The 24,431-nt window shown below is 41.2% G+C and carries 28 protein-coding genes and 1 riboswitch; of the genes, 8 read left to right on the forward strand and 20 right to left on the reverse strand.

Translation table 11 applies throughout. The annotated features are described in order from the left end of the window. Positions 1 to 35: 35 nt before the first annotated feature. Entirely contained in the window at positions 36 to 1,007 is a 972-nt protein-coding gene (locus ACFX4H_RS12765) for an acyltransferase family protein (RefSeq protein WP_377435466.1), read from the reverse strand. A 365-nt stretch (positions 1,008 to 1,372) separates the two neighbouring features. Between ACFX4H_RS12765 and ACFX4H_RS12770 the strand changes: the two genes are divergently transcribed. After that, on the forward strand, positions 1,373 to 1,765 hold the full coding sequence (locus ACFX4H_RS12770; protein WP_053536152.1) for a thiol-disulfide oxidoreductase DCC family protein: 393 nt from the start codon (positions 1,373 to 1,375) through the stop codon (positions 1,763 to 1,765). 75 nt (positions 1,766 to 1,840) lie between these two features. On the opposite strand, the gene ACFX4H_RS12775 is transcribed toward ACFX4H_RS12770, so the two are convergent. The 7 genes from ACFX4H_RS12775 to ACFX4H_RS12805 form a co-directional block, all read right to left on the reverse strand. After that, complete coding sequence (locus ACFX4H_RS12775; RefSeq protein ID WP_377435468.1) at positions 1,841 to 3,187, reverse strand: DUF3238 domain-containing protein; 1,347 nt, start codon at positions 3,185 to 3,187, stop codon at positions 1,841 to 1,843. A gap of 135 nt (positions 3,188 to 3,322) precedes the next feature. Further along, complete coding sequence (locus tag ACFX4H_RS12780; protein ID WP_377435469.1) at positions 3,323 to 3,829, reverse strand: KGG domain-containing protein; 507 nt, start codon at positions 3,827 to 3,829, stop codon at positions 3,323 to 3,325. A 162-nt stretch (positions 3,830 to 3,991) separates the two neighbouring features. Beyond that, positions 3,992 to 4,201 carry a KGG domain-containing protein gene (locus ACFX4H_RS12785; RefSeq protein ID WP_034309762.1) on the reverse strand — a complete coding sequence of 70 codons (210 nt, stop codon included), beginning with the start codon at positions 4,199 to 4,201 and terminating at the stop codon, positions 3,992 to 3,994. Positions 4,202 to 4,357: 156 nt separating this feature from the next. Beyond that, positions 4,358 to 4,513, reverse strand: a complete 156-nt coding sequence (locus tag ACFX4H_RS12790) for a YvrJ family protein (RefSeq protein WP_034309764.1) — start codon at positions 4,511 to 4,513, stop codon at positions 4,358 to 4,360. A gap of 41 nt (positions 4,514 to 4,554) precedes the next feature. Continuing rightward, on the reverse strand, positions 4,555 to 4,773 hold the full coding sequence (locus tag ACFX4H_RS12795; RefSeq protein ID WP_063590248.1) for a DUF2922 domain-containing protein: 219 nt from the start codon (positions 4,771 to 4,773) through the stop codon (positions 4,555 to 4,557). 43 nt (positions 4,774 to 4,816) lie between these two features. Further along, on the reverse strand, positions 4,817 to 5,035 hold the full coding sequence (locus tag ACFX4H_RS12800) for a DUF1659 domain-containing protein (RefSeq protein ID WP_053536156.1): 219 nt from the start codon (positions 5,033 to 5,035) through the stop codon (positions 4,817 to 4,819). A gap of 145 nt (positions 5,036 to 5,180) precedes the next feature. After that, the gene (locus ACFX4H_RS12805; protein WP_057276945.1) at positions 5,181 to 5,462 is read right to left on the reverse strand and encodes a DUF2798 domain-containing protein; all 282 of its coding nucleotides are present in this window, start codon (positions 5,460 to 5,462) and stop codon (positions 5,181 to 5,183) included. Positions 5,463 to 5,591: 129 nt separating this feature from the next. Here ACFX4H_RS12805 and ACFX4H_RS12810 point away from each other — a divergent pair, with 129 nt between their 5' ends. Further along, positions 5,592 to 6,455, forward strand: coding sequence for a LysR family transcriptional regulator (locus tag ACFX4H_RS12810; protein WP_377435471.1), 864 nt, complete (start codon positions 5,592 to 5,594; stop codon positions 6,453 to 6,455). Between the two features lie 146 nt (positions 6,456 to 6,601). Next, positions 6,602 to 7,252: a hypothetical protein gene (locus ACFX4H_RS12815; RefSeq protein ID WP_377435473.1), complete on the forward strand. Its 651-nt coding sequence runs from the start codon at positions 6,602 to 6,604 to the stop codon at positions 7,250 to 7,252. 43 nt (positions 7,253 to 7,295) lie between these two features. Here ACFX4H_RS12815 and ACFX4H_RS12820 read toward each other — a convergent pair whose 3' ends face one another. From ACFX4H_RS12820 to ACFX4H_RS12835, 4 genes are all read right to left on the reverse strand, one after another. Then, a complete protein-coding gene (locus ACFX4H_RS12820; protein WP_034309781.1) occupies positions 7,296 to 7,550 on the reverse strand; it encodes a sigma-G-dependent sporulation-specific acid-soluble spore protein CsgA in 255 nt (84 codons plus the stop codon). Between the two features lie 108 nt (positions 7,551 to 7,658). After that, complete coding sequence (locus ACFX4H_RS12825) at positions 7,659 to 7,856, reverse strand: helix-turn-helix transcriptional regulator (RefSeq protein WP_034309784.1); 198 nt, start codon at positions 7,854 to 7,856, stop codon at positions 7,659 to 7,661. A gap of 28 nt (positions 7,857 to 7,884) precedes the next feature. Further along, positions 7,885 to 8,376: a DUF6773 family protein gene (locus ACFX4H_RS12830; protein WP_241635223.1), complete on the reverse strand. Its 492-nt coding sequence runs from the start codon at positions 8,374 to 8,376 to the stop codon at positions 7,885 to 7,887. A gap of 265 nt (positions 8,377 to 8,641) precedes the next feature. Then, positions 8,642 to 9,211 (reverse strand): dihydrofolate reductase family protein, encoded by a 570-nt coding sequence (locus ACFX4H_RS12835; protein WP_377435474.1) that lies wholly within the window; start codon positions 9,209 to 9,211, stop codon positions 8,642 to 8,644. 207 nt (positions 9,212 to 9,418) lie between these two features. Between ACFX4H_RS12835 and ACFX4H_RS12840 the strand changes: the two genes are divergently transcribed. After that, a complete protein-coding gene (locus tag ACFX4H_RS12840) occupies positions 9,419 to 10,345 on the forward strand; it encodes an NAD(P)-dependent alcohol dehydrogenase (protein WP_377435475.1) in 927 nt (308 codons plus the stop codon). 1,061 nt (positions 10,346 to 11,406) lie between these two features. After that, a riboswitch (purine riboswitch) is annotated at positions 11,407 to 11,510 on the forward strand. A 178-nt stretch (positions 11,511 to 11,688) separates the two neighbouring features. Beyond that, positions 11,689 to 12,558, forward strand: a complete 870-nt coding sequence (locus tag ACFX4H_RS12845; RefSeq protein ID WP_323603644.1) for a 5'-methylthioadenosine/S-adenosylhomocysteine nucleosidase — start codon at positions 11,689 to 11,691, stop codon at positions 12,556 to 12,558. 109 nt (positions 12,559 to 12,667) lie between these two features. On the opposite strand, the gene ACFX4H_RS12850 is transcribed toward ACFX4H_RS12845, so the two are convergent. The 3 genes from ACFX4H_RS12850 to ACFX4H_RS12860 form a co-directional block, all read right to left on the reverse strand. Further along, on the reverse strand, positions 12,668 to 13,039 hold the full coding sequence (locus ACFX4H_RS12850) for a hypothetical protein (RefSeq protein WP_377435477.1): 372 nt from the start codon (positions 13,037 to 13,039) through the stop codon (positions 12,668 to 12,670). A gap of 161 nt (positions 13,040 to 13,200) precedes the next feature. Then, a complete protein-coding gene (locus ACFX4H_RS12855; protein ID WP_377435478.1) occupies positions 13,201 to 13,926 on the reverse strand; it encodes a ZIP family metal transporter in 726 nt (241 codons plus the stop codon). A gap of 164 nt (positions 13,927 to 14,090) precedes the next feature. Further along, positions 14,091 to 14,429, reverse strand: a complete 339-nt coding sequence (locus tag ACFX4H_RS12860; RefSeq protein ID WP_034309801.1) for a hypothetical protein — start codon at positions 14,427 to 14,429, stop codon at positions 14,091 to 14,093. Between the two features lie 197 nt (positions 14,430 to 14,626). Between ACFX4H_RS12860 and ACFX4H_RS12865 the strand changes: the two genes are divergently transcribed. Next, on the forward strand, positions 14,627 to 15,121 hold the full coding sequence (locus tag ACFX4H_RS12865) for a L,D-transpeptidase family protein (RefSeq protein ID WP_377435641.1): 495 nt from the start codon (positions 14,627 to 14,629) through the stop codon (positions 15,119 to 15,121). A gap of 82 nt (positions 15,122 to 15,203) precedes the next feature. Here the strand turns inward: ACFX4H_RS12865 and ACFX4H_RS12870 are convergent, their stop codons facing one another. The 3 genes from ACFX4H_RS12870 to ACFX4H_RS12880 all read right to left on the reverse strand — a co-directional run bounded on the left by ACFX4H_RS12870 (position 15,204) and on the right by ACFX4H_RS12880 (position 18,805). Then, a complete protein-coding gene (locus ACFX4H_RS12870) occupies positions 15,204 to 16,805 on the reverse strand; it encodes a sodium:solute symporter family protein (protein WP_377435480.1) in 1,602 nt (533 codons plus the stop codon). Next, positions 16,806 to 16,946: a hypothetical protein gene (locus ACFX4H_RS12875; protein ID WP_153246165.1), complete on the reverse strand. Its 141-nt coding sequence runs from the start codon at positions 16,944 to 16,946 to the stop codon at positions 16,806 to 16,808. A 101-nt stretch (positions 16,947 to 17,047) separates the two neighbouring features. After that, a complete protein-coding gene (locus ACFX4H_RS12880; RefSeq protein WP_377435481.1) occupies positions 17,048 to 18,805 on the reverse strand; it encodes a sigma-54 interaction domain-containing protein in 1,758 nt (585 codons plus the stop codon). Positions 18,806 to 19,146: 341 nt separating this feature from the next. Here ACFX4H_RS12880 and ACFX4H_RS12885 point away from each other — a divergent pair, with 341 nt between their 5' ends. Beyond that, positions 19,147 to 21,105 (forward strand): oxidoreductase, encoded by a 1,959-nt coding sequence (locus tag ACFX4H_RS12885; RefSeq protein WP_377435483.1) that lies wholly within the window; start codon positions 19,147 to 19,149, stop codon positions 21,103 to 21,105. A gap of 52 nt (positions 21,106 to 21,157) precedes the next feature. Here the strand turns inward: ACFX4H_RS12885 and ACFX4H_RS12890 are convergent, their stop codons facing one another. After that, a complete protein-coding gene (locus ACFX4H_RS12890; RefSeq protein ID WP_377435485.1) occupies positions 21,158 to 23,575 on the reverse strand; it encodes a DEAD/DEAH box helicase family protein in 2,418 nt (805 codons plus the stop codon). Beyond that, complete coding sequence (locus tag ACFX4H_RS12895; protein ID WP_377435486.1) at positions 23,568 to 23,894, reverse strand: phosphoribosyl-ATP pyrophosphohydrolase; 327 nt, start codon at positions 23,892 to 23,894, stop codon at positions 23,568 to 23,570. The genes ACFX4H_RS12890 and ACFX4H_RS12895 overlap by 8 nt, the downstream gene beginning before the upstream one ends. A gap of 119 nt (positions 23,895 to 24,013) precedes the next feature. On the opposite strand from ACFX4H_RS12895, the gene ACFX4H_RS12900 reads away from it, so the two are divergent. Then, positions 24,014 to 24,427: a (deoxy)nucleoside triphosphate pyrophosphohydrolase gene (locus tag ACFX4H_RS12900; protein WP_377435488.1), complete on the forward strand. Its 414-nt coding sequence runs from the start codon at positions 24,014 to 24,016 to the stop codon at positions 24,425 to 24,427. Positions 24,428 to 24,431: the final 4 nt, after the last annotated feature.

Raw genomic sequence — 24,431 nt, forward strand, 5'->3', positions numbered from 1 at the left:
TTTTCATCGAGTTTGTCTACAGTGTTAGAATTCTGTTATGTTTTCATTTTCATTCCTATTAACGCACATTCCACTTTTACTATCGGTTTTCTTGATAATATAAATATTATGGTTACAGGTATGACTAATAAAACATAGTATTGGCCACTTTCTTTGATCCAATCATAAATAAATGAGTTGTAAACATATTCCAGGAAAAACATATGAAAAAGATAAATACCTAATGTAATGGATCCTATTTCAGTAAAAAACGTTTGTTTTTTAGGAACTATACATAAAAAACAGTAAGTTGCTGCTCCCATAATTAAATATACGAGTAACTTATATATAAAACCGAGGGCAATGGAGCCTTCCATTAATTCCTGATAACCTAAGCGGCCATAAAACCATTCCCTCCAACTCATTTCCCCATAGAAATAAATACCGATAAAGATTAACCCTAGTACAGCCCAGCCGATCATGGCATTACTTTTCTTTTTAACCCATTCAAAATGATTTTTTTCTAAAAAATGACCAATTAAAAAGAAAGGAAAGAAAAAGAAGGTTCTCGATAAACTTAACCATTCATTCACTTCACCAATGTAACCGATTATTAGAGAGACAATGATTGAAAGGGCGATTCCATATTTCCTGGAGGAAAATATAAACAATAATATATTCCAGCAGAATAAGCTTATTAAGAACCATAAAGCCCATCTTGGAGTCAATATTGTGAAGTCTATTGGTTCATCAAATACCTTCCGATAATAGAAGGTATATATCACCTGGAATATTACATAGGGAATTAATATTTTCTTAATGAGCCCCCAGAGGTCCTTTTTACTTTTTATCTTTCTGGAAAAATAACCGGATACTAAAATAAAAGCTGGCATATGGAATGAAAAGATGAACAGATAAATAGTTAAAATCCATTGGTTTTCTTCCACCATTCTAGCTAATGTGTGCCCCAAAACAACTAGTACGATTAAGACAGCTTTCGCATTGTCAAAATACGGATCACGTTTCATGAAATCTTACCCCCTATAAAGAAACTGCCAGTTATATTTTCTAATCCTCATTTATGGTTTGAATGAAAAAGCCGGCGTTCCTTTACTATAGGATTGCCGGCTTGGAACTTCATTGGAGTATCTACCATATCACAGCTTGTTTACAGTTTAGTTAATGGAAAATAACAGTTTGATAACAGTCAAAAAACTGCCTATATCATGGGTCCACCCGCTTATTCGCTTACGTACTCCTTAGTGACTTGACGGAACGACAATCCCTTCATCATCAAAACTCCAGGCAGTTCCAGACGTTTTCGCCTTTTCAAAACGGGTAGTGTATTATATAAGCATGAGTTTGATAACGTCTCTCTATAGGAGGAATGTTCATGAATCCGGTCATTTTGTTTGATGGTGAATGCAACTTTTGCGATTCGAGTGTCCAGTTCATTATCAAGCGGGATCCGCAGGGGCTTTTTCATTACGCTTCGCTTCAAAGTGAGGCAGGACAAGAGTTGCTGAAGAAGTATGATGTTCCTGCAGATATAGATAGCATGGTGCTGATCGAAAAGGATAAAGCCTACTATAAATCGTCTGCAGCCTTGAGGATTTGCCGCCGCTTACAAGGGGCATGGAAATTGCTTTATGGTTTCATCATCGTCCCAAGCTTCATCCGGAACTTCGTTTATGATTTCATTGCCAGGAACCGTTATAAATGGTTCGGAAAGAAAGAAGAAAGCTGTATGCTGCCGTCGCCAAGTGTTCGAAAGCGGTTTTTATAAGAAAATGTAGTGGTTGGATTGCCATTGGTCCTCAACAAAAAAAAGGACGATAAGCGCTCTTGGCTTTTCGTCTTTTCATTGTGTGAATGTGGAGTATCTCCATAAATGATTGGCCGTAGGGTGCGCCATCATTTCGAGCCCTTTGTTTTCCGCAAGGTGCAGCGCTTCCCAGTTTTGGTCGTCTGCCTCCTTTAGGTAGACCTCGTGATGCGGGGCCTGATCATGATAGCCGGCGATATTGATTTCACCATTTCGGTAAAAGGTCCCGATCACTTTATAATCCACGGCAGGTGAAATGATGATCGGATTGCCTACAGAGTGTGTCAGCTGGATTGTCGTTTTCTCATGATTGGATAATACGCGCTTCACTATAACACCTTCATCCGAGGCCACTCCCTCCTCAAGGAAATCCCCCTCATGGTTGTAAGCCTCACTTTTCCCGACCGCTTTGGAAAATTCAATCTCGGCTTCCCTTTCCTTTTCGTGAATGAACACATCGACCCTGGTCCGGAAACGTGATGATTCAGGATCAAACCCGCGGTTGTCTCCTTTAAAATAGGGAACCTTTGAGGCCAGATTGGGGTTTTTCAGCCACTCTTCCGGTAAAAAAGTGGAATAGCGCAGCTGCCAATTTCTTTTCCTTTTACCATCCACATCGTTTTCAACTGACTGCAAAAGCTGTTTTACAGGTCCTATTTTTTTAGTATTCGTTATTTCCTCGATCGCCGCCTTTGCTTGGGATGAACCTTTTTTTACGGCTCCGACAATACTCGCTACAAGGGATTTCACGGCAAAGGACTCCTGCTCCGAGCGCGGAAGGGGCCGCTTCGCTTTAATGGTATATGTGTATTCCTGATCTTCACTAATACTCCGATCGTTGAAGGAACATCCGCTCACTTTCCCAATATCCACGCCGTTTCGATAAATCGTATATTCTTTTATTCCCTTGATGGGCTCCCATTCCAGGCTGGCTTGGCCTTTTGCGACAATTGTCGTGAATACCAAATTCAAAAGGATATTATCCTCTTTTTTATTTTCGGCAGTCGTTGATGTCTGTATTTTCATCCTGTTCACTGCCTGTTCTTTTTCATTCAAGCTATCTATCGTGTACGTATAGATGGTTCCTGGAGCCAGGTCCCGATCTGCCATCTTCGGCTCCGAGCCGCTGTAAATCAGCTCTCGCCCCCTGAATACCCGATAGTAACCACCTTCATCAGGCCAAATAAGCTTGATGGAATCCTCTTTCCGTTCAATTTTGCACATCAATGAAGCCGTTTTGAATACCGCTTGATGCTTCCTCTTATTGGAAACCAGATAAGCAATTCCCGCAAGACCAAGAGCAATCAATGAATGCCGTGCAGTAAATGTAACTCCGCCTACTTTTAAACGGGGAAATGAATAATGGGCAATCAACTTCTTCATCACCTCTTCTTTTCTAGGTGTTATTCTTTACCCACTTTAATCCCTGAGCACACTTTGCGATGTGCTGTGCTGGCATAAAAAAACCGAGGGAATGTTTACTCCCTCGGTCATTTATAAGTTTCACTGGATTATATTTTAACGGCGGCTTTTTTCCCCGCCTTTGCGTCCTGCTTCTTCACGGCTCATTTTTCCATCATCGGAATCATCACGTTGATTGCCCCGTGCCTCTCCGCCTTTTTCACCGATTTCCTGATAGAATTCCTTGCCATGACTTTCGGAAGTGGCTTCTCCGCCTTTTTTACCAATCTCTTGATAGAATTCCTTATCATGATTTTCGGAAGTGGCCTCTCCGCCTTTTTGGCCAATCTCTTGATAGAATTCCTTATCATGATTTTCGGAAGTGGCCTCTCCGCCTTTTTGGCCAATCTCTTGATAGAATTCCTTATCATGATTTTCGGAGGTTGCTTCTCCGCCTTTTTGGCCAATCTCTTGATAGAATTCCTTATCATGATTTTCGGAAGTGGCCTCTCCGCCTTTTTGGCCAATCTCTTGATAGAATTCCTTATCATGATTTTTCGCTGTTGTTTCTCCACCTTTACGTCCTGCTTCTTCACGACTCATTTTCTCATTGTTGTTAGCCATTAAAAATTCCTCCTTATTATTTGGATTTTCCATGTACTAGCTACATATGTCATGTACCCGCTTGAACAGCCATAAAACTAGATTCAGCTATAAACTTCAGATCGTTTTTTTAGCGGCGGCTTTTTTTCCCGCCATTAAGTCCTGCTTTTTCCTGCCCATTTTTCAATCATCGGAATCACGTTGATCGGCTCTAGCCTCTCCGCCTTTTTTGCCGATTTCCTGATAGAATTCCTTATCATGATTTTCGGAAGTGGCCTCTCCGCCTTTTTGACCAATCTCTTGGAAAAATTCCTTATCATGATTTTTTGCTGTAGCTTCCCCGCCTTTGCGGCCAGCTTCTTCCCTGCTCATTTTTTCATTGTTGTTAGCCATTAAAACTCCTCCTTATTATTTGGATTTTTGATGAACTAGCTACAGTTTTATGTATACCCGATAGTTTTGATATAAAACTAGAATCTATTAAAACTTTTCCATTTTAAAAGGAAAAGCCTCATGGATGCTATCACCCACGAGGCTCCCCGCTTATCCTTAACCTGACTTCGGAATCCCTTCTCGCAGGCGTTCTGGCAGCTCCACAAGGGTTTCATTCAAAGTATCCAATTTCGTTTCAATCCTATGAAGCAAATAAAGGGTAACAATGATCGGGAACCCAATATCACTGACAAACGGCAGGATTTGATCCACTTTTTCCACCTCTCTTCCAGGGTGACCAACAAGACCCGTTCTTAGATGAGTTCCACTTCCTCGACATTCCGCTCGACAAGGCGTGCCGCTTTCAAATCGACGAAATCCCCTGAAGATGTAACGAACACGTTCCCCTCAATGATTTTTTCCATTGCCAGTTTAATCGTATTCACTTCGACCGGCTCCTTCGGATTATCAACGGAAATCGTCGCTGACTTGCCTTCCTCCGTAACGAAAATCAATTCCAGTACTTTAGCCATTTCAAATCACCTCCCCCGCTTCCGGCATCTTTCCAAATACCGTTTAGCCAATCAATGAATACATATCGACCCTGGTCACTTCACCCATTGGATAATTCTGCACACTTGTGATTGCAACAGCCGTCGAAAACAACTGATCCGCCGTCGCCTCGACCTTGATGTTCGAAAAGGTCCTCCGCTTGAAAACGAGAGCCCCTTTTTCATTTAACCCCGTCTCAAAATCGATCCGCAACGTACTTGAAACTGGAATCTGCTTTGCCATGCCACTCACCCCCTTTCACACTCTATATAAACTTTTACAGAAAGAAAGTAGCATGATCTTGAAATTTTGCAGGGAAACGCCAAAAAGGCTCCCCATCATTTGGGCAGCACTAAAATCAGGAAATCCTTTTAATTATCTACTGGCATCATCCATTGTCTTCTTCTCTCACTAATAAATCCTTCTCAATCATGAGCGGTTTTTCTACAAAATTAATTCTTCTCATTATTTGTTGTATGACTCTCGGAAAGAAGTAAGCTCCAAAGAAAGCACAAGTAAAAGCCTGTGACCAAGTTTTTAACCATGCAGATAAGAATTGATGATCATACCCCCTATTTATTGAGACTAATATGAATGAAATAAAAAAGGACATACAAAAAGCCATTAAACATGCATAAATAATATTTCTGTATTTAACGTTAATCTTCATTACTTTTCTGCTTCAACTCCATGAATTAATTTTAGATTCCAACTATATATTATTTCTTCCATTTACATTAGTAAAACCAATTTTTATAATAGTTCTATTAGAATTACTAATGCAAAGGGGTCAGTGCGGTTGAATTCGTATTATGCTTTTATCAAAACAATAGAAACAGGCAGTTTTACAAAAGCGGCTGAAGAACTTGGCTATACGCAGTCCGCCATTAGCCAGATGGTCCATTCATTAGAGGAAGAGCTTTCCACCACTCTTATCTTACGTTCTCGAAAGGGTATTACACTGACACCAGATGGCGAGGAATTTTTGCCATATATCAGGAAGATTTGCAATTCACATAGGGAACTGACTGAAAAGCATAAAGAGATGGAGGGACTTCAAAGCGGCCTTATTCGAATTGGCACCTTTTCCAGTGTTACATGTCATTGGATACCAGGATTGATCAAGGATTTTAAGGAACTTTATCCAACTGTACATTTCGAATTACATCAAGGAAATTATACGGAAATCTCAAACTGGATTAAAGAAGGCAGCGTAGACTTTGGCTTTGTGAATTCAAATGTTTCGGATTTAACTACGATTCCCTTGCAAAAAGATGAGATGGTGGCTGTGATGCCAGTAGATCATCCTTTAACATCATCCACAGAAGTCTCCTTGGAGGAATTGCTAAAAGATCCTTATATTCTGTTGGATGAGGGAGTGATACATGAACCATTAATGATTTTTAAACAGTACGATTTTGAACCTGATACACAATACCGGGTATATGACCCTTATGCGATTATGTCCATGATTGAACAAGGGCTTGGCATTTCGATTTTACCGAAACTTCTCTTACATAAATGTCCCTATAATATTGTAACGAATAGCATCTCTCCTTCTATTATCCGAACCATTACTTTGGCGTATAAGGATAAAAGGGTATTGCCAATAGCCAGCAGGTATTTTATTGACTTCATCATTGAAAGGTATAAGGAAATCTAATGTTTTTGCTTTTATCTTATTTTCCCTTTACATTCATTTTTTATAACCGGCATTCCTGATGCGTAGTTAAATTGCAGCTGCCTTTAAATGGCATGTCATGTTCGGCTTTTCTGGGAAATAATAATCTCGAAAGGAAGTGGATGTTGATGTCATTAGAATGGTTTGACAGAGTAAGCGGGGAATTGCAGGATCATCTTAAATCAATTTGTGAGAAATACGATCGCAATGGCAGTATGATCGTGGAGCGCGGGTCTAAGCATCCACGCATCGAGTTTTATACAGAGCTGGAAGACGATGAGCGGGATTATTTTTCCTCGCTGTTTTTTGATCCGTATAATGAAGAATTTTATATGGAATCGTTCGATCCGGATTTAGGGCAGATCAGCAAGGTCATCCTTTCGGATATTGAAGATATCATCGATGCTGTCCATGAGAGCTTCCATAACTATTTGGAAGAAGATGAGGATGATGATGATTACGATTATGCATATGAAATGGATATGGATGATGATTTGTATGATCCTGACGGCGAAAATTCCGATATATACGAAATCGATGTAGATTGGGAAACGCCTGAAGTGACTGCCTATATCCAGGATAATGAAGTGGAGGTCACCTACCAGTTCGGTATCGTTCAGGAGACGGGTGACGGTGTGCTGAAACGGATCAATCGGATTCGGACAGCGGATGATGACCTGATAAAGGATGAAACGAATTTCATTTTCAGCAAGGAAGAAGCAAGCACAATCATCGCCATGATAGCCAGTCATATGGATTCACTTAGTGAAATGGAATAAAACCAACAAAACCTTGTCCATGATCATCATGGACAAGGTTTCATCATATAATGATCAGTTCATATACCTCTGATAATTGCGTGACCCGTTCCGAATCACTCGCTTCCTTTGCATGCTTGATTTCCTGAGGAAGAATATGGTTAAGGAGACTGGCTTCTTTACCGGATAGCTTATTGACGAGTTCTTCTTCCGAATGAAAGTGTCCGCTTTTGATTTTATTATATATTTCCTGCGCTTCAGGATATTGGTCCGTATAGTTAGACAATATCTCACGTAAGTAACCAATCGTACGATCCATCAAACCATCCCTCTCGAATGTTAGATTTTTGCTTACATGCTATACCTTCCCCCATTTTTTGATGATAAATTCCTGAAAAAAAAGATATCCAAGTCAATGGATACCCAATTAGTCTTCCTCCCAAAACAAATCATCCAATGTACGGGATAATGCTTTACAAATCCCGACACATAAACTTAATGAGGGATTATACTTTCCGGATTCAATCAATCCTATCGTTTGCCTGGATACGCCGACAATCTTGGCCAGTTCTTCTTGTGACAAGTCCTTTTCTACTCTCGCAAGCTTCAGTTTTATATTTTTCAAGGGATAGCACCTACTATTTCTTATTATCTTAGCTATTTTTCATTCCGATTTTCTTCGCCAGCAAGTATATACCGCCAAAAAACAGAAGTAAAATCGGCAAATAGATCATGACGGATACAAACGATACCAATACAAAATACCATACACCCTGGGAACTGCCATCGGCATAGGATACAGCACTATTCACGCCCATGAATATAGCGATGATAAGTGCTAAAGCAACCGTCCCAAGAACCGTCTTCTTGCTCATCGGTGTTTTGCTGTTGCGGTCATGCATCTCCACCTCATCCCAGAATACACCTAAGAAAATCGAACGAGCTAAGTAATACAGCCCCCCTCCAACAAGGATCGCGAATTCCAGATATAACTCCCCGCTGCCTGCACCATATTTATATAGTTTGAAAAGTGCACTCGCCAGGCAAATGACCAAGATGACATAATACATTTCTTTATAAATTTTATTTCTTACATTCTCAATCCGCTCATCCGTGGTCTTTTTCGTTCGTTTAAATAGATTCATCTTTAATCGACCTCCATTTAATTCCATCGCTTATTCTTATTATATGATTCACTTTACTTTTTGCAACATATATATTACATTTTATAAATTATAAATTGCAATATGTATAAAAAAAGGTACCCACACATCAAGTATGGATACCTATTAATGGCTTTACTCGTGAATTCTAAGCATTTACTCGTGAGTTTTTGGGTTTTACTCGTGAATTTCAACGTTTTACTCGTGAATTCATCATTTTACAAGTATATATCATCATGCTTAACAATTACTCTTCATTAAGATGATAGCAAAGTTGGACAACGCCAGAGGAAAAGCTTTTTGTATCAACCAGTCTTAGATTCAATCTCTCATTCATGTCAATAAATAAGGGTTTTCCTTCCCCTAAAACAACAGGGTGAACAGATAACCTAAATTCATCAACCAGCCCAAATTTTATAAAAGATGTAATAAGACTTGCCCCGCCATACAGCCAGATGTCTTTACCGGGCTTTTTCTTTAATTTATTTACTTCTTCAACAATATCTTCATTTATGATCGTTACATTATTTTCAGTGCTTTTTTTCGTTTTAGAAAACATGAATTTTTGTTTGCCATGAACGATATTCCACATTTCTTTTTCAGTATCGGATACCTCATTTTCTGGCGTATATTGCCCCCATAAATCATAGCTTTTTCTTCCATAAAAAATAGTATCAATTTGATTCAAGAAATCAATGAACCCCATTTCAGAGTCCATAATGCACCAGTCGATTTCTCCTTTCGGCCCTTCAATAAATCCATCTAATGTAACTGCTAAATCTAAAATAATTCTTCTTGGTCTTTCATTAATGGTCATTCTTTAATCTCCTTTTGCCGTTTATCAGCAAAGCCAAAGGTTTCGCGGCTTTATCCGAATGAACGTACTCTTATTACCTCAGGGAATCCCCATGAATAATCACTGCTTTTCAACATTTCATCAGAAGTTACTTCAGTTACGTTAGTTTTATCTTACAGCTTCCATCATAGTATTAAAAGATTGTATCAAAAACTAAGGAGACTTGCGATGAAAGCAATGGTATGCACGAAATACGGTTCACCCGATGTACTGGAACTCAAAGAGGTAGTAAAGCCAACCCCAAAGGACAACGAAATACTGGTAAAGGTTCACGCGGCAACAGTGGCTTCTGGGGACGTAAGAGTCCGGAGTTTCAATAGCCCTTTCTTATTATGGCTGCCGATGCGAATGTTCCTGGGCCTTAGAAAACCGCGAAAACCGATACTCGGAGTGGAGTTATCCGGGGAGATAGAAGACACGGGGAGGAATGTGACAAAATTCAAAAAAAGCGACCAGATTTTTGCCATGACTGGAATGAATTTCGGGGCCCATGCCGAATACACATGCTTACCTGAAGACGGCCCAATCGCAATGAAACCTGCCAATATGACCTATGAAGAAGCTGCCGCCGTTTCTTTTGGTGGAACGACAGCTCTGCATTTTTTCAGAAAAGCCAATATCCAAGCCGGACAAAAAGTCCTCATCTATGGCGCATCCGGTTCGGTGGGCACTTCCGCGGTACAGCTGGCCAAATACTTTGGAACAGAAGTTACCGGAGTATGCAGTGCCGCTAATTTTGAATTGGTGAAATCATTGGGAGCCGATAAAGTAATTGATTATACGGAAGAGGATTTTTCGGAAAGACAAGAGCGATATGATATCATCTTTGATGCAGTCGGGAAAAGTTCGAAAGCCACATGCAAAAAAGCACTGACCCTGAACGGGCGTTACGTGTCCGTAGAAGGACAGGGAATAGCAAAGGAACGTACGGAAGATTTACTATTTCTCAAAGAGCTAATCGAAACTGGAGAATTAAAATCGGTCATTGATAAACGCTACCCGCTGGAACAGATTCCCGAAGCTCATAAATACGTAGAGCTAGGACATAAAAAGGGAAATGTCGTGATAACTTTGGTTGATCATGATAGCCCCTGACAAAATCCATAGTCTTTTTATAAATAAAGCGTTCAGTTGATTTCAGAAATCCGTCCCTTTCCGCCGACTGTCTGCCAAGCCTCCTCGACGCAAGCGTCTGTGGGGTGTCGGCCCGCCAGTTATTCGGCAGGAGTGTCGCAAATTTCTTCATTCCAATAAGGATTACTGAAAAAAACTTAAAGGATAAACTAGTCTAAACATAATTGAGACTAGCCTACAGTTTTTTCAAGAAAACATTACAGTTGATTTCAGAGATCCGCTCCCTTTCCGCCGACTGTCTGCCAAGCCTCCTCGGCGCATGCGCCTGTGGGGTCTTGGCCAGCCAGTTATTCGGCTGGAGTGTCGCAAATCTCTTCCATCCTTTAAGGGATTACAGAAAAAAACTTAAAGGATAATCTAGTCATAAACATAATTCGGGATGAGACTAGCCTACAGTTTTTCCAAGAAAACATTTCAAATTATTGCAGAAACCCGTTCCCTTTCCACCGACTGTCTGCCAAGCTCATCAAAGCATGCGCCTGTGGGGTCTTGGCTAACCGTTATTCGGCAGGTTTACCTTTAAAATTTTGGTTCTGGGCGAGAGCAATTCGGAACTCCTTTTACCGGAAAGTTGATGGACCGCCAGACCCTACAATATTTCTTAAATAAGAAGTTCCAGTGATTGGAACGGAAGGTACGAGACTCCTGCGGGAAAAGCCCGTCTAGGGGAGACCCCGCAGGCGCAAGCCGAGGAGGCTCCGCGACCGCCCGCGGAAAGCGAGTGCCTAGAGTGGATACACTGACTCAAAAAACTGTAGACAAAAAAGATTTCTATCTTTTAAAACAAAGTTGATTGGAACGGAAGGCGCGAGACTCCTGCGGGAAAAGCGTGGCCAATGGAGACCCCGCAGGCGAGAGCCGAGGAGGCTTCAGGACCGCCCGCGGAAAGCGAGTGCCTGGAGTGGAAATCAACGTTTTAACGGACCACTCCCCATAAATCACGAACATTAAATAATACTTTTTATTTATCGTTCACCTTTTCGATTGATTATCTTTCATTTGTTTGTTATATTAGCAAAGTAATAATCATACATATCATTACTCGTATATGCTCGGAAATATGGTCTGAGCGTTTCTACCTGGTTCCCAGTTAAAGAACTAGACTACGAGTTAAAGTATTCGGCCGCCCGCTTTTTGAGCAGCTAATGATTTAGCAATCGCTTCATTTTTGCTTGATTATCTATACTTTGACTATCGTAGGTCTAGAAGGCAGCATTCATTCTGCCGTTCTGGACCTTTTTCTTTGACCACAACTGCGAGTGTTTCAAACAATTGGATAATTTGTTTTTAAGGAGAGAAAAAACATGTTAAAAAAGTACACTCTATTAGGAATCATTACTTTACTTTTCGTGTCGGTGATTGCAGCTTGCAGTTCCACTTCCAAAAATGAAACGGTCGAAAAAAAGACTCAAAGACCGATCATGATTCAAGGTCCAATGCCAATCGAAGCTGAAAATTTCGCTAAAAAGCTAGAAAATGTTAAAGAAGAAAAATCAGGGGATTTTGTATTTTACATTGGAACTTTAGACAATTATCCTGTAATCGTGGCAAAAACAGGTAAAGGGATGGAAAATACGGCTGCCGCTACAGCATTGGCCATTGAAAGATATAACCCTATTGCCATCATCAATCAAGGGACATCAGGCGGACATGATCCAGGCTTAAACGTTTTTGATATTGTTTTAGGAGAGAGAACGGTAAACCTAGGTTCATTAAAAACGGCCGATAAAGCTGAAAACGAAGGAATCGATCCAACCGTTTGGAAACCAATGGACCTAATGGCTTCTGAAGGAAGTGCAGGAGAAGATCCTAACGCTGAAAAACCACGCTTCTACGAAGGAGATAAGGATTTACTCGCAGCTGCTCATGCAGTTAAAGATACTTACACAAAAGGTAAGGTTGTCGATGGTACTATCGGTTCTGCAGACGTTTGGAATAATGAAGTGGATCGGATTAAATGGTTCCATACGAAATATGGTACATCTGTTGAAGAAATGGAAGGAGCTTCGGCAGCACAAATCGCCAAAGCTTACGATGTGCCTTTCTTAGGTATACGAGTGCTATCCAATAATAAAGTGAATGGCGGTAAATATAACCCTAATACAGCAGCAGCCAATCAAGAATATGTGTATGAAGTGGTCAAAAAATATATCTCTTCGATGCCAAGCAAATAAGATCGGGCCGGAGCATATAAGAATTAGAATCTTCTTGGTCAACTATCCCTATAATGAAAAAAAGAAGAGCACATAATATGTGCTCTTCTTTTTTTCGCGGGTGCCCTAATTAGCTGACTATTGATTCTTCCTCTTTGCAAAAGGTTAAGCTGAGGCTATTCAACGTGTAAAGTCTAGCGGTGAAAATGAATAAATCGCTGTAGTTATTTTCAACGTACTCTTCAATGATTGCCATCCCTTTTCTTAATCTATCAACTAATAAGTGCGTATAGTTTTCATCCCAGGTAAACCGGTTGATCCGTTTAAGTTCATCGGCCAATACTTGAAACTTAAACTCCTCAACAAGAAGCTTCAATTGATACAATTTATCTTTATTTAAACAAAAGCAATTGTTTTCATTTTCATGATTTTCCCGGACGAATGTAATGAAACCTTTTAAATTATCGGCTAACATATTCGCTATTTGCATCTCGAAGTTCATTTCCAACAGCTCCTCAATGTCTAAAATCTATATGAAGAGTGTATGATTTGAAATGATATTTTAACACCAACAATTCTTTTTCGAGATAGATTCCTTGTACATTTCCTTCTATGATAGAATTCACAAAAAAAATTGCCCCCCTTCCTTCCAAGGGGACAATCTTACATCGAATCCAGAACTAAAGAGATAAGCAGGCCCGCAGCGGTGAATATGCCCGTGATCGGCCCTCCGTCTTCATATGCTTCAGGCATCATCGTTGAGGCGATCATGGCGATGATTCCCCCTCCCGCAAAGGCTGCCATCGCTGCCAGGACATAGTCCGGGGCATGATCGAGGAATAGATAGCCCGACATCGAGGAAAGTGCCGAAATGATCAGGACGAAAAGCCACAGCAGCATGATTTTCTTCTTGGAGTAATCACTTTTGAGCAGACCTGTTGTACTTGAGAGCCCCTCCGGAATATTACTGATGAAGATGGCAATGACCAATAGCCAGCTTACCGAGCCGCCGCTTATTAAGCTTGCGCCAATCATGATCGACTCCGGTATGGCATCCATCACCGTCCCGATGAAAATGGCTAGGCCCGCTTCCTTCGAAGAGCTATTATTGGACCGTTTCCTTTTATCCGCACCTTTTTTGGAAATAAGAAAATCCAAGGCAGTAAACACGGCGGCCCCTGCTATGAATCCGATCCCCGTCGCCCAAATCCCTCCATCACTCACCGAATCAGCTAGCAGCTCATATGCCGCGGCACCAATCAATACACCCGTACCAAAGGCCATAATATAGCCAATGATGTTTTTCTTGATCGGAATGAGGATGGCGGCAAGTGCGCCAAGCAGGACGGCAGAACCCGATACCCCTCCCCAAAAGACCGCATTCCACATAGAATTCCCCCATTTCCTTTTTATAGGATAGTGTACCCGGGTTGATGTTGGGATAAACAAGGGACGCTTTTTGCTATTCCAGCAAAAAAAAGCAGGTATATTCGCTGCCTGGTTTTTGGGTATAGAATAGTAGAGTACTTATGAGTATCCTGCCCTTCGCTGCCTTATATGACTGATATTTGCGGTTTTCCTTCTTCTCTTTCACTAACCTTTTCGATTTTATCGACAAACATTTGAAAAACCTTTCTCTTTTCTTCCAGCTCTTTTATCGACTCTTTCAATTCGTTCAATTTTTGTTCAAAAGGTTTATGATAGAGCTCGCGGATGTTTCGAATAATTTCATCATTTATAGTGGATTGTACAACTTGTTTGGTAATATTGAATTTATAGGAATAAACCTGAAGGTCACGCTTAACTTCTTCATACTCTTTTTCTATTCCATTTAACACATCACTAATTTCTTCATTCCATTCGATTAAAGCCTTTTTCACATGTTCCTCCACCCTTATTCCCCCTCTTTAACTAACAAAAAATCTTCTCCATAAAAACTTATTTTATCAAAAGTTCATTTCGGTTTCTTTTCGGCTTGGTTACTTAACATATTAGTTTCATTAAAAACAGATAACAGCGAGTTACGAAACACTTTTAAAAATTCACATAGAATGTAACGTGACCACTATAACCTATGGAGGTGTTCAGACTGATTCATACAGTTAAACCAGGTGAAACACTGACACAGATATCCAGGGACTACCGGAAACCGCTATCGGCAATCATCGCTGCTAACCCGACAATAAATCCAAACGTCATTTATCCTGGTCAACCCATTATGATCCCTGGTTTTCCCCCTCCTGATACCATTCCATTTCAGATCGATGTGTCCGTTAACAATCGTAAGCTAAGGCTGCTAAAAAATGGAGTATTGCAAAAGCAATATCCAATCGCCGTTGGAAGAATGCTGTTCGGTACACCGGTAGGAAAATTCATCATCATTAATAAAGCCCCCAACCCCGGAGGCCCATTCGGTACGATGTGGATGAGTCTATCCAAGGAGCACTACGGCATTCATGGAACGAACGATCCCAGCTCAATTGGTAAAGCCGTCTCAAAAGGCTGTATTCGCATGCATAATCGGGACGTGGAGGAATTATCAAGGATTGTTCCAATTGGGACACCGGTTTCGATCCATCCTTAATGTGTCTAGGGGAAACCTGGACACTTTTTTCATTCAAAAAAAGGCAGGGATCTCCCCCTGCCAGTACATGAGTATATATCAATCAATTCATATTGATCGGCCAATAATAAAACACCAGTGTAACCATGATGATCATGACGCCGCTGATCATTAAATAGGCTGGGTATCTGCGGGTGATGTTCATTTCTTTTTGCTCGTCTATTTCAATCGGGGTTTGAAGGATATTTGCATGAAACTCCTTTTCTTCGATGGTGATCGTTCCATACTTGGAGCCAATTATGAGTGCGCCTATGCTTAAAATTAAACCAATGATGACTGGATTCAAGTAAACGGGAAGGCTGATTCCGAACATGCCGAGGCATTCTCCGAGAATGACGCCAACGAAGCCGAATACGATGCTCCAAAATGCGCCTTCTTTCGTTACCTTCTTTGAAAATACGCTTGATATGGCAATCGGTCCCCATGATGCCGCAAATAGTGTAGCCGCAAAGTAGCCGATCCACATGACGGCAGGCGGCTGGAACAATCCAATCATTAAGATGATCAAGCTGATCACAACCATGGAAATGCGGCTGGCCCGTAATAGATGATGATCGGTGTATTCCTTTTTCCGCGATTGTTCCATGATATCCCGTGTAATGCTGCTTCCTATAATCTGAAGGAAGCTCGAACAGGATGATAATGCGGCAGCCATGATGCCGCTGACGATGATGACTCCAAGCCATGTAGGGACAATATTCATCGCTGCCCAAATGAATACCTTTTCCGTCGGGGCGATATCCGCTTTAATGGTGGTGATTGTCGATATGCTGATATGGAGAAACAAATAGACGGTCAAAATGGATATCGTTGCCCAAACGCCGGCCCGGATGGCTACGTGTTCATTTTTTGCCATTAAATATCGACTGCTTTGCCATGGACTCACGGCGATGACAATGCCCCAGACCAAGCCCATGATGACGGCCCAGGCCAATGCTTCCCAAGGAGTGCCCATCGTTGCGGCAGGTCCGGTAATGCCATGCCAGCTTAATAAATCAGGCCGTTCAGCCAGGTTTGCCGCTTTCGTAACGGCATCAGGGAACCCGCCTGCGGATTTGATGATATAAGGAAAACTAAGATACGTTGCGATCGAGAATAAAAAGAACATCACCGTATCATTGACCATGACCCCCTTCGCTCCTGAGAGAATGGTGAAGGATGAATACACGACCCACATGATCACCAGGGCCATTGGATAGGAAACACCAGAAACCTCGGCCAATAAAACCGCTGCCCCTTGAGTAACGGCAACCAAGTATGCAGCGATTCCAAGAATCGTCGTGATCGCAGCCGCCAGCCTTACCTTCTTAGAATGAAAGCGATTACCAAAAAATTCAGGAACGGTCAATGATTTGCTTCTTCTTAAATATCTGCCAAACAGGAACACTCCGAATATATAGCCGCTTGCATTAAAAATCACGAGGATAAGCAGCAGGATCGGATACCCTTCATAGGAAAATCCCGCTTCTCCCATGAATGATACGGTACTTAGGAAAGAGGCAACTAGCGTACCCGTTATCATCAATGTGTTTCCGCTTCGTCCAGAAACATAGTATTCCTCTGAGCTTTTCACTTTCCTGAATAAAAAGATGCCAATCGAGACGTAAACACAAAAGGAAATAATGATACCAAGGAGAAAGGCCACTTACATCCCCACCTTTTCAATCGGATCTTTTGCTTTTATTTCTTCTTGATTTCTTTTCATTCTTACTAGGAAAACCTTCGTGATCCACCCCATGACAATTAAGGAACCCCCATAGCTTAAAGAGAAAATCAGCTCACCCATTTCTTGACCCCCTTATCAAAATAGAAATAATCAATCATTAAATATGCAATATCCATACCAACTTTTTGAATATTCAGATTTTAATAGAGGTTAATTTATTATTAATCGTCATGATAGCTAAATTGGTATTTGCCCAGTTTGCGCATGATCGTCGTTTGGCTGACCCCCAGGGCCTTGGCCATTTTTCTGGTTGATTTATAGGTGGAAAGGGCCTGGGATAATAATTGCTTTTCCGTTTCCTCTAACGCTTTTTTCAAGGGAATGATTCCTGTTAAATTGACCAGTGCCGTATCTTTGTAGGTTAAATCGGAAGGCAAATCCTCTATCGTTACGATAGGCTTCCTGGCCGTCACGACGATTTGTTCAATTACATTTTCCAACTCCCGAACATTGCCCGGGTAATCCTGCAGCTGCAGAATTAACTTGGAATGATCATCGATCGTGATGGATTGACCGTACTTTTCATTGAATTTCTTCAGAAAATAATCGGTTAATAATAAGATATCTTCCTTCCTCTCACGCAGCTGCGGTATTTCCATGGGGACGACATGCAGCCGATAATATAGATCTTCGCGGAACTGATTATTCTTGATCATTTGCTTCAAGTCTTTATTCGTGGCGGAGATGATGCGGATATTCACCTTTTTCTCCTTCGTTCCTCCCACCTTCATGAATGTTCGATCCTGGACCAAATGCAGGATTTTCACTTGAATGTCGAGCGGCATTTCCCCGATTTCATCAAGAAACAATGTGCCGCCATCAGCACTTTCAACAAGCCCCTTTTTCCCGTGCTTATTAGCTCCCGTAAATGCGCCGCTTTCGTAGCCAAACAGCTCGGACTCAATTAAAGCCGATGGTATCGCGCCGCAATTCACTTGAATGAAATTCTTATCCTTTCTGCTGCTGAGATCGTGAATGACCCTTGCTAAAACCCCTTTTCCGACTCCGGTTTCTCCATGGATGAAGATCGATGAATCCATCGGGGCGACTTTTTCAGCTAACTCAAAAACCTTTACCATCTTATCCGAATTTGTAATGAAGTTATTGAACGAAACGGTTCTCGAATTCTCATGCTGGGCCCGCTGGTTCCTAAGGTTCACTCTATTCAATTGACTCTTCATCTCAACCAATTCGGTGATATCCCTGGAGTTCGAAACGATTCTATATAAGTTCCCCTCCTCATCAAAAATCGGCTTCGCTGTGCTGAATACCGTCAATCCATGCGGATAGGTCTGCTCCGCCGAATGGATCGCTTTCGTTTTCATCGTTTTTAATGTAACCGAATTGACGATCAGTCCCTTTTCAACTAACTCATTAATGTTCTTATTAATAAAGGCCTCCGGCGGCAGCCCTGTAAGCTTCTTGCATGCCTCACTCACGAATAACGTGTCCCCGTTCGCATCCGTCACGAAAATTTCATCATAGCTGGAATGCAGGATTTGCGTGAGCTCCTTTACCTTCTTTCTTGTCACCTCCAGCTCTTTCTGCAGTGATTCATTTAGACTGATTAAACTCTTCATCTTCTTTTTAAGCAGCATTTCCCTGACTTCGGAAATCGGATGGCAGCTATATTGGTTATCGCCATGTTGAATCACAAAATCATAGATGCTCATATCCTCTTCACTTAGCTTATCTAAATCATCAACGACGACAAACGATGAATTAAGATAAGCCGTGATTTCCTGATTATCGCCATCGCTATCCAATTTCTTCAAAAAGAAACCTTCATCCAATATGCCGAGGATTTCCAAGTGATTTTTCATGACAATAAATGGTGAGGAATTAATTTTCAATAATGCTTTCACATCCAAAATAGAAATATCGGAAAATACAATTAGTGATTCCTTTTTTACTTCCATCACATCACCCCATATTTTGATTTCGAACCGATTTTGTTACACTTTTTGATACGAAAAGAAATAAGTATCATTTTCATAAGCGACGAATGTCTCTAAATCAACAAAATTCAGAACTGAACCTTTTATGAATCACCACTTTCCAAAAAAGGTTCAGTTATCTATATATAAAATACTATACTCATGAGCCATACCCTCTTTATCCAAGTAAAAAAACGAATATGAAACCCCACTCCCCCGGAACGGCATGGTTATTGCATATTGAACCTGTATAGGGATAGGTAGGGGCGAATGGCTGCCCTCTATTCTCTCATTCTATCTAACATTAGGGAGTGTTCATGTACATGGCTCAATTCAAGAATCTGTTTACCCAATTAACGATCGGTTCTACTGAATTAAAAAACCGGATCTTAAGTACAGCACATCAAACAAATCATGTCACGGACGGAATTCCCACTTCGGATATGGTCGCCTATCATGAAGCCCGTGCTAAAGGCGGCGTCGGATTGATCATCCTTGAAGCGGCATCGGTACATCCATCCGGCATGCTTACATCCAAAACGATTGCCGGATATGACCAAAGAATTGTCGATGCCTACAAAGAGCTTTCCGAAACGCTCCATAAGTATGGAACGAAGGTTTTCTCGCAGCTATTCCATGGCGGAAGGGAAGTCGTATCGAGCGACTATCGAAATGCGGCATGGGCGCCATCGGCCGTTCCCAGCTTGCGCTTCGGTGTGATGCCAAAACCAATGAGCTTAGAGGATATTGAAGGAGTGATTGAAGGGTTCGCCCATTCAGCACAGCTGGCAAAGGAAGGCGGACTTGATGGAGTCGAAATTTGCTGTTCACACGGATATCTTCCTGCCCAGTTTTGGTCACAGCATACAAATAAACGCACCGATCACTATGGCGGGTCATTTGAAAATCGGATGCGATTCATCGTGTCAATATTGGAGAAGGTATGGGACAGAGTCGGGGAAGACTTTACCGTCGGTATTCGCATGAGTTCAGATGAACTGACGATGGACGGGACAACAATGAAGGATTCCGTGCAAATCGTCGAATATCTCGCTGAGAAAGTCCGTTTGGATTTCATCAATGTCACAGCCGGAGATTCAAGTACCTTTGAGGGATCAACACATATCGTGCCGCCATCACCGATAAAGCACGCATACCTTTCACCACATGGATTCAAAATCAGGATGGCAGGAGCCGTACCGGTCTTTGTCGGCAATCGAATTGTCGACCCCGTTGAAGCGGAACAGATCGTATCCACCGGAAAAGCCGATGTCGTCGGAATGACCAGGGCCTTAATCGTCGACCCAGACATGCCCAACAAGGCAAAAGATGGCGACCTGCAGGCAATCGATGCATGCATCGGCTGTTTACAAGCCTGTATCGGTCACTATCATAAAGGACTGCCGATTGGCTGTGTCCAAAACCCGACAACAGGTAAAGAAGCATGGATCTTACCAGAATTAAAGAAAACGAGAAACAAACAGAATGTCCTCGTCATCGGCGCCGGCCCCGGCGGATTACAAGCAGCCATAACCGCGGATTCACTAGGTCATTCCGTTACACTGATCGATCAAAGCAAATCAATCGGCGGCCTGCTTCGCACCATGCGCAAAGCACCGATGCGTCATGAACTCGCAGAATCGATGCTCGATAACTACTCCAGGAAACTAATGAGAAGCAATATAAATGTGCAATTAGGCAAAACAGCCACCGCCCAAGAAATATCCGAATCAAAACCGGACGCCATCATCTGTGCAACCGGCTCACGGCCCTATACACCAGCCATCGAAGGAATGGATGACCCACGGATCATCATGAGTGATGACCTATTCAGCTCAACTAAAAAAGTCGGGGACAACGTACTCGTATTCGACTTTGGCGGAGACTGGCCCGGCATGGAAGCAGCCATCTACCTAGCCGAAAAAGGCCACCAAGTCACACTCATATCATCACGCCTGCACATCGGCGAAACCGTTCACCAATACCTCAGGAACGAATACCTAAAAAAACTATACAACCTAAACGTCACACTCCTACCCCATTACGACATCGGGGCAATCAAAGAAAATCACGTCATCATCCGGAACCTATTCACCCAACAAAAACAAGAACTAACCAACTGGGACTCCATCGTCCTCTCCCTTGGCCGCATACCCAACACAGAACTATTCGAAGAAATGAAAGGCCATGCGCCCATCGTGAAACAGATTGGAGATTGCCTTGGTCCGCGGACAATTGAGGAAGCTACGCATGAGGGGATGATGAGTGTGTTAGGTTTATAAAAAGAGAAGAGACATCCGGGTGGGGGATGTCTCTTTTTGGGGATGGATTCTTTTATTTAGCCTTCCGCTCAAAGTGATAATGAAGTCTATATTCACAAATATCCTTGGTCATATTAAACAAAACCCTCTGGTCTTCTGGTTTGACATCAAAGTTCAGCTGGAAAATATCATCTTCGTAAGAAATTAACCCTTTAGAGCTTCCACTCCACTTAGACATAGGCATAGTCGCAATTAACCTACTAACTCCATCTTTATCGTAATGCCATAGCTTTTTAGATGATTTATCAGCAAAGTCGATTTGTTTTCGATACTCTGTTTCTGTTAAGTAGTTATGAAAGAATGGTGCTGCTTCCTCAGAGGTGATTGGCTTGAACCAACTATACTCTCCACGCTCTAGCATCGCTAGCAGAACGACCATTTTATAGCTCTTCGCCATACCTGTTTTCTCTACTTCCACTAGCCATTGTTCATATCGATGAAAGATTTCTGATTCATTTTCTGAAAACTCTTTAGCATATTCCAAGAATCCATAATATGAAGAGAATTCCTGACGATACTGCGGGGAATCAGAGGCACCTTTTAGATGTAATTCTAAATAGGAAGGCCTTCTTCCTATTTCCTGCTTTAATACGAGATAATCATTTACTAATTTATCTCGTCTAGGTTGCTTCTTTTTCACCATTTCCTTTAAGAGATTAATAACCTGGATATCTAATTCTATCTCACATAATTCAGGAACAACCGGCTCAATGGTTTTCGTCTTCTGCTTGCTCAAATCCGTATCAAGCAAACTTAATTTAACATCTGCATTTCGATAATTACCAATCAAATCTATAATAACGCAATGATCCTTGGAGTCATGTAGCCTCAGGCCTCTGCCAATCTGCTGGGTAAAGACCGTTAACGATTCTGTTGGCCTAACAAATAAAAGCGTATCAACAGCTGGGATATCAACTCCCTCATTGAATAGATTAACCGTAAAAATAATATCGAGGGCTCCAGCTGTAAGCTGACTTATTGCATCATCTCTATTTATATCTCTTTGTTTTGAATGCAGACTAATTGCTCTATAGCCCTTTTGATTAAAAAAGGCAGAAAGAAACTCTGCTTGCTTAATGGATGAACAGAAACTTATTGTACGAGTCTTCCTTTTGTCCTTCCATGCATTCAATACCTTTTCAGCCATCTCATCACGTAATTGAAGCTGTAGTAACTCCTTTTCATCATATCGATTTCCGAGCCAAGTAATCTGACTATAATCTGTATCATCATACACACCAAAATATTTAAAAGGCGCTAACCAGTTCCGTTGAATTGCCTCAAGGAAATCCATCCGGAATGCTACGTTTCCACCGCAGATAGCATATACATCCTTGTTATCATTCCGATCCGGTGTGGCCGTGACTCCAAGCAAAAATTTCGGTTTGAAGAAATCCAGTACTCGTTGATAAGATTCAGCCGCTGCATGATGAAACTCATCGACTATAATCAAGTCAAATTCTTCAGGATCAAAAACTTGAAGATGCCGCTGCATGCTTAACGTGTAAATCGATGCAAAAATGGTATGTCCATGCCTTTCTTTCACCTTGCCATTATAAATAGAAAAGCTCTCTTCTGGCATAACCGTTTGGAATGACTTCTTAGCCTGATATAGAATTTCTTCAAGATGTGCAATAAACAGCACCCGTTTGAAATTGCGCGCAAAGAACCCGGCTAAATATGTCTTTCCTAATCCAGTGGCCATCACGACTAACGCCTTATCATAATCTTCTTCCATTGTTTTATTTAATTCCTCTAATGCCTCAATTTGTGCAAAGCGAGGATAAATTTCCCCATATGATGCAGATGATTCATGAATTATCTCCGTTGTTGGAATAGACTCATCAACTTCACTTGGAAGCATTAAATCCATTTCCTCTGTCTCTGTCCACTTTTGAGGAAGATTTGGATTAGTTATATGAAACTTCTCATAGCTTTCTTCATAATTCTTCAACGTTTCTTGATTTAAAGAAATCGTATGGTCACTATAAAACGTTTCTAAAAATAGATGCAGACCTTGAGAAAATACTTCTTCATCATCACTAACAGAAAGACTCCATTCCACTCCATTACTTAAAGCCGAACGTGAAAGATTAGACGATCCAACAAACAGGCTATCTTGGTTCTCCTTTTGAAATAGATAAGCTTTAGGATGAAAGGACACCCCGTTACTCTTCCATAATCTGACCTCAATCCTTGAATCAATCTCTAATAATATCCTTAATGCTTCTGGCTGGGTCACAAACAAATAATCGCCAGTACACACTTTAATTTCCGCTCCACGTGCAGCAGCTGCATTTAATGCTTCTCTCAAGTATTGAACACCAGATTTCATCACAAAAGAGGTCAAAATACAAATAGAAGAAGCAGAATCAATCTGCTTCAATAGGTGTGTCCCTAATTGACTGGTAATTAATTGGACCTTACTCATCTTCAACCTCAATCAGATAAATCTTTTCCTTAAATCCTCCTCGTTTGTCTGCTTTGATCTTCCTTACTTTCTCCACTTCCTCCATAGAAGCCCCATGATACTCAGCCAGGGCATGAAGGATTTCTAACACATCTGCCAACTCTTCAATCGCATCCTCTTTACTTTCAGTCTCTACATATTCCTGTAACTCTTCAAAGCTCTTCTTTTTCAATTCTTCTATGTATTCTTTCTCATCTAGAACTCTTGTTGTAAATTTCTTTCCTGTAGCTTCAATCACTTCAGGAATCCGATCACGAACTAATTTATTGTGGACTGGCATAAATGGGCCTCCTTCAAAGTTTTTATAACAATTATATCACTTACCTAAATTTTGTATTTATCACAAACCTCACTTAATCATGATATTATTTAATCATAGCAAACCTATAGGAGGATAACATGAAAAAGCAAGTTAAAGTAGTTGCAGCCATTATTGAAAATGAAAAAGATGAAATACTATGTGCGTTACGCTCTCCAGATATGAGCATCCCGAACATGTGGGAATTCCCAGGTGGAAAAGTAGAAAAGGGAGAAGATATTTTTACTGCTTTAAAAAGAGAGATTGATGAGGAATTACAATGCAAGGTTGAAACAGAGGCTTCAATCTTTAATGATAATACGCATGAATATGAAACCTTCATCATTAACCTACTGTCTATAAAATGTAGAATCATTGGAGGTACCCCAACAGCCAATGAGCATTCTAAACTTATATGGTTAAAGCGCGAGAATCTAAGTTCTCTAAAATGGGCTCCTGCTGACATTCCAGCTGTGGAACAATTGATAAATGAAAAAAATAGTCTTCTCAAATGAGAAG

Source organism: Peribacillus sp. YIM B13477 (assembly GCF_042787955.1).
GTDB classification, from domain to species: domain Bacteria; phylum Bacillota; class Bacilli; order Bacillales; family DSM-1321; genus Peribacillus; species Peribacillus frigoritolerans.

Excerpts from the sequence above, each read along its gene's own strand:
- ACFX4H_RS12845 (WP_323603644.1), top strand. The coding sequence starts at position 11,689 with ATGTTAAAAAAGTACACTCTATTAGGAATCATTACTTTACTTTTCGTG.
- ACFX4H_RS12895 (WP_377435486.1), bottom strand. The coding sequence starts at position 23,894 with ATGCCAGTCCACAATAAATTAGTTCGTGATCGGATTCCTGAAGTGATT.
- ACFX4H_RS12815 (WP_377435473.1), top strand. The coding sequence starts at position 6,602 with ATGTCATTAGAATGGTTTGACAGAGTAAGCGGGGAATTGCAGGATCAT.
- ACFX4H_RS12835 (WP_377435474.1), bottom strand. The coding sequence starts at position 9,211 with ATGACCATTAATGAAAGACCAAGAAGAATTATTTTAGATTTAGCAGTT.
- ACFX4H_RS12780 (WP_377435469.1), bottom strand. The coding sequence starts at position 3,829 with ATGGCTAACAACAATGAGAAAATGAGTCGTGAAGAAGCAGGACGTAAA.
- ACFX4H_RS12805 (WP_057276945.1), bottom strand. The coding sequence starts at position 5,462 with ATGAAGATTAACGTTAAATACAGAAATATTATTTATGCATGTTTAATG.
- ACFX4H_RS12850 (WP_377435477.1), bottom strand. The coding sequence starts at position 13,039 with ATGAACTTCGAGATGCAAATAGCGAATATGTTAGCCGATAATTTAAAA.
- ACFX4H_RS12795 (WP_063590248.1), bottom strand. The coding sequence starts at position 4,773 with ATGGCTAAAGTACTGGAATTGATTTTCGTTACGGAGGAAGGCAAGTCA.
- ACFX4H_RS12900 (WP_377435488.1), top strand. The coding sequence starts at position 24,014 with ATGAAAAAGCAAGTTAAAGTAGTTGCAGCCATTATTGAAAATGAAAAA.
- ACFX4H_RS12880 (WP_377435481.1), bottom strand. The coding sequence starts at position 18,805 with ATGGAAGTAAAAAAGGAATCACTAATTGTATTTTCCGATATTTCTATT.
- ACFX4H_RS12830 (WP_241635223.1), bottom strand. The coding sequence starts at position 8,376 with ATGAATCTATTTAAACGAACGAAAAAGACCACGGATGAGCGGATTGAG.
- ACFX4H_RS12885 (WP_377435483.1), top strand. The coding sequence starts at position 19,147 with ATGGCTCAATTCAAGAATCTGTTTACCCAATTAACGATCGGTTCTACT.
- ACFX4H_RS12890 (WP_377435485.1), bottom strand. The coding sequence starts at position 23,575 with ATGAGTAAGGTCCAATTAATTACCAGTCAATTAGGGACACACCTATTG.
- ACFX4H_RS12785 (WP_034309762.1), bottom strand. The coding sequence starts at position 4,201 with ATGGCTAACAACAATGAAAAAATGAGCAGGGAAGAAGCTGGCCGCAAA.
- ACFX4H_RS12770 (WP_053536152.1), top strand. The coding sequence starts at position 1,373 with ATGAATCCGGTCATTTTGTTTGATGGTGAATGCAACTTTTGCGATTCG.
- ACFX4H_RS12875 (WP_153246165.1), bottom strand. The coding sequence starts at position 16,946 with ATGGGTGAGCTGATTTTCTCTTTAAGCTATGGGGGTTCCTTAATTGTC.
- ACFX4H_RS12775 (WP_377435468.1), bottom strand. The coding sequence starts at position 3,187 with ATGAAGAAGTTGATTGCCCATTATTCATTTCCCCGTTTAAAAGTAGGC.
- ACFX4H_RS12840 (WP_377435475.1), top strand. The coding sequence starts at position 9,419 with ATGAAAGCAATGGTATGCACGAAATACGGTTCACCCGATGTACTGGAA.
- ACFX4H_RS12820 (WP_034309781.1), bottom strand. The coding sequence starts at position 7,550 with ATGGATCGTACGATTGGTTACTTACGTGAGATATTGTCTAACTATACG.
- ACFX4H_RS12800 (WP_053536156.1), bottom strand. The coding sequence starts at position 5,035 with ATGGCAAAGCAGATTCCAGTTTCAAGTACGTTGCGGATCGATTTTGAG.
- ACFX4H_RS12765 (WP_377435466.1), bottom strand. The coding sequence starts at position 1,007 with ATGAAACGTGATCCGTATTTTGACAATGCGAAAGCTGTCTTAATCGTA.
- ACFX4H_RS12855 (WP_377435478.1), bottom strand. The coding sequence starts at position 13,926 with ATGTGGAATGCGGTCTTTTGGGGAGGGGTATCGGGTTCTGCCGTCCTG.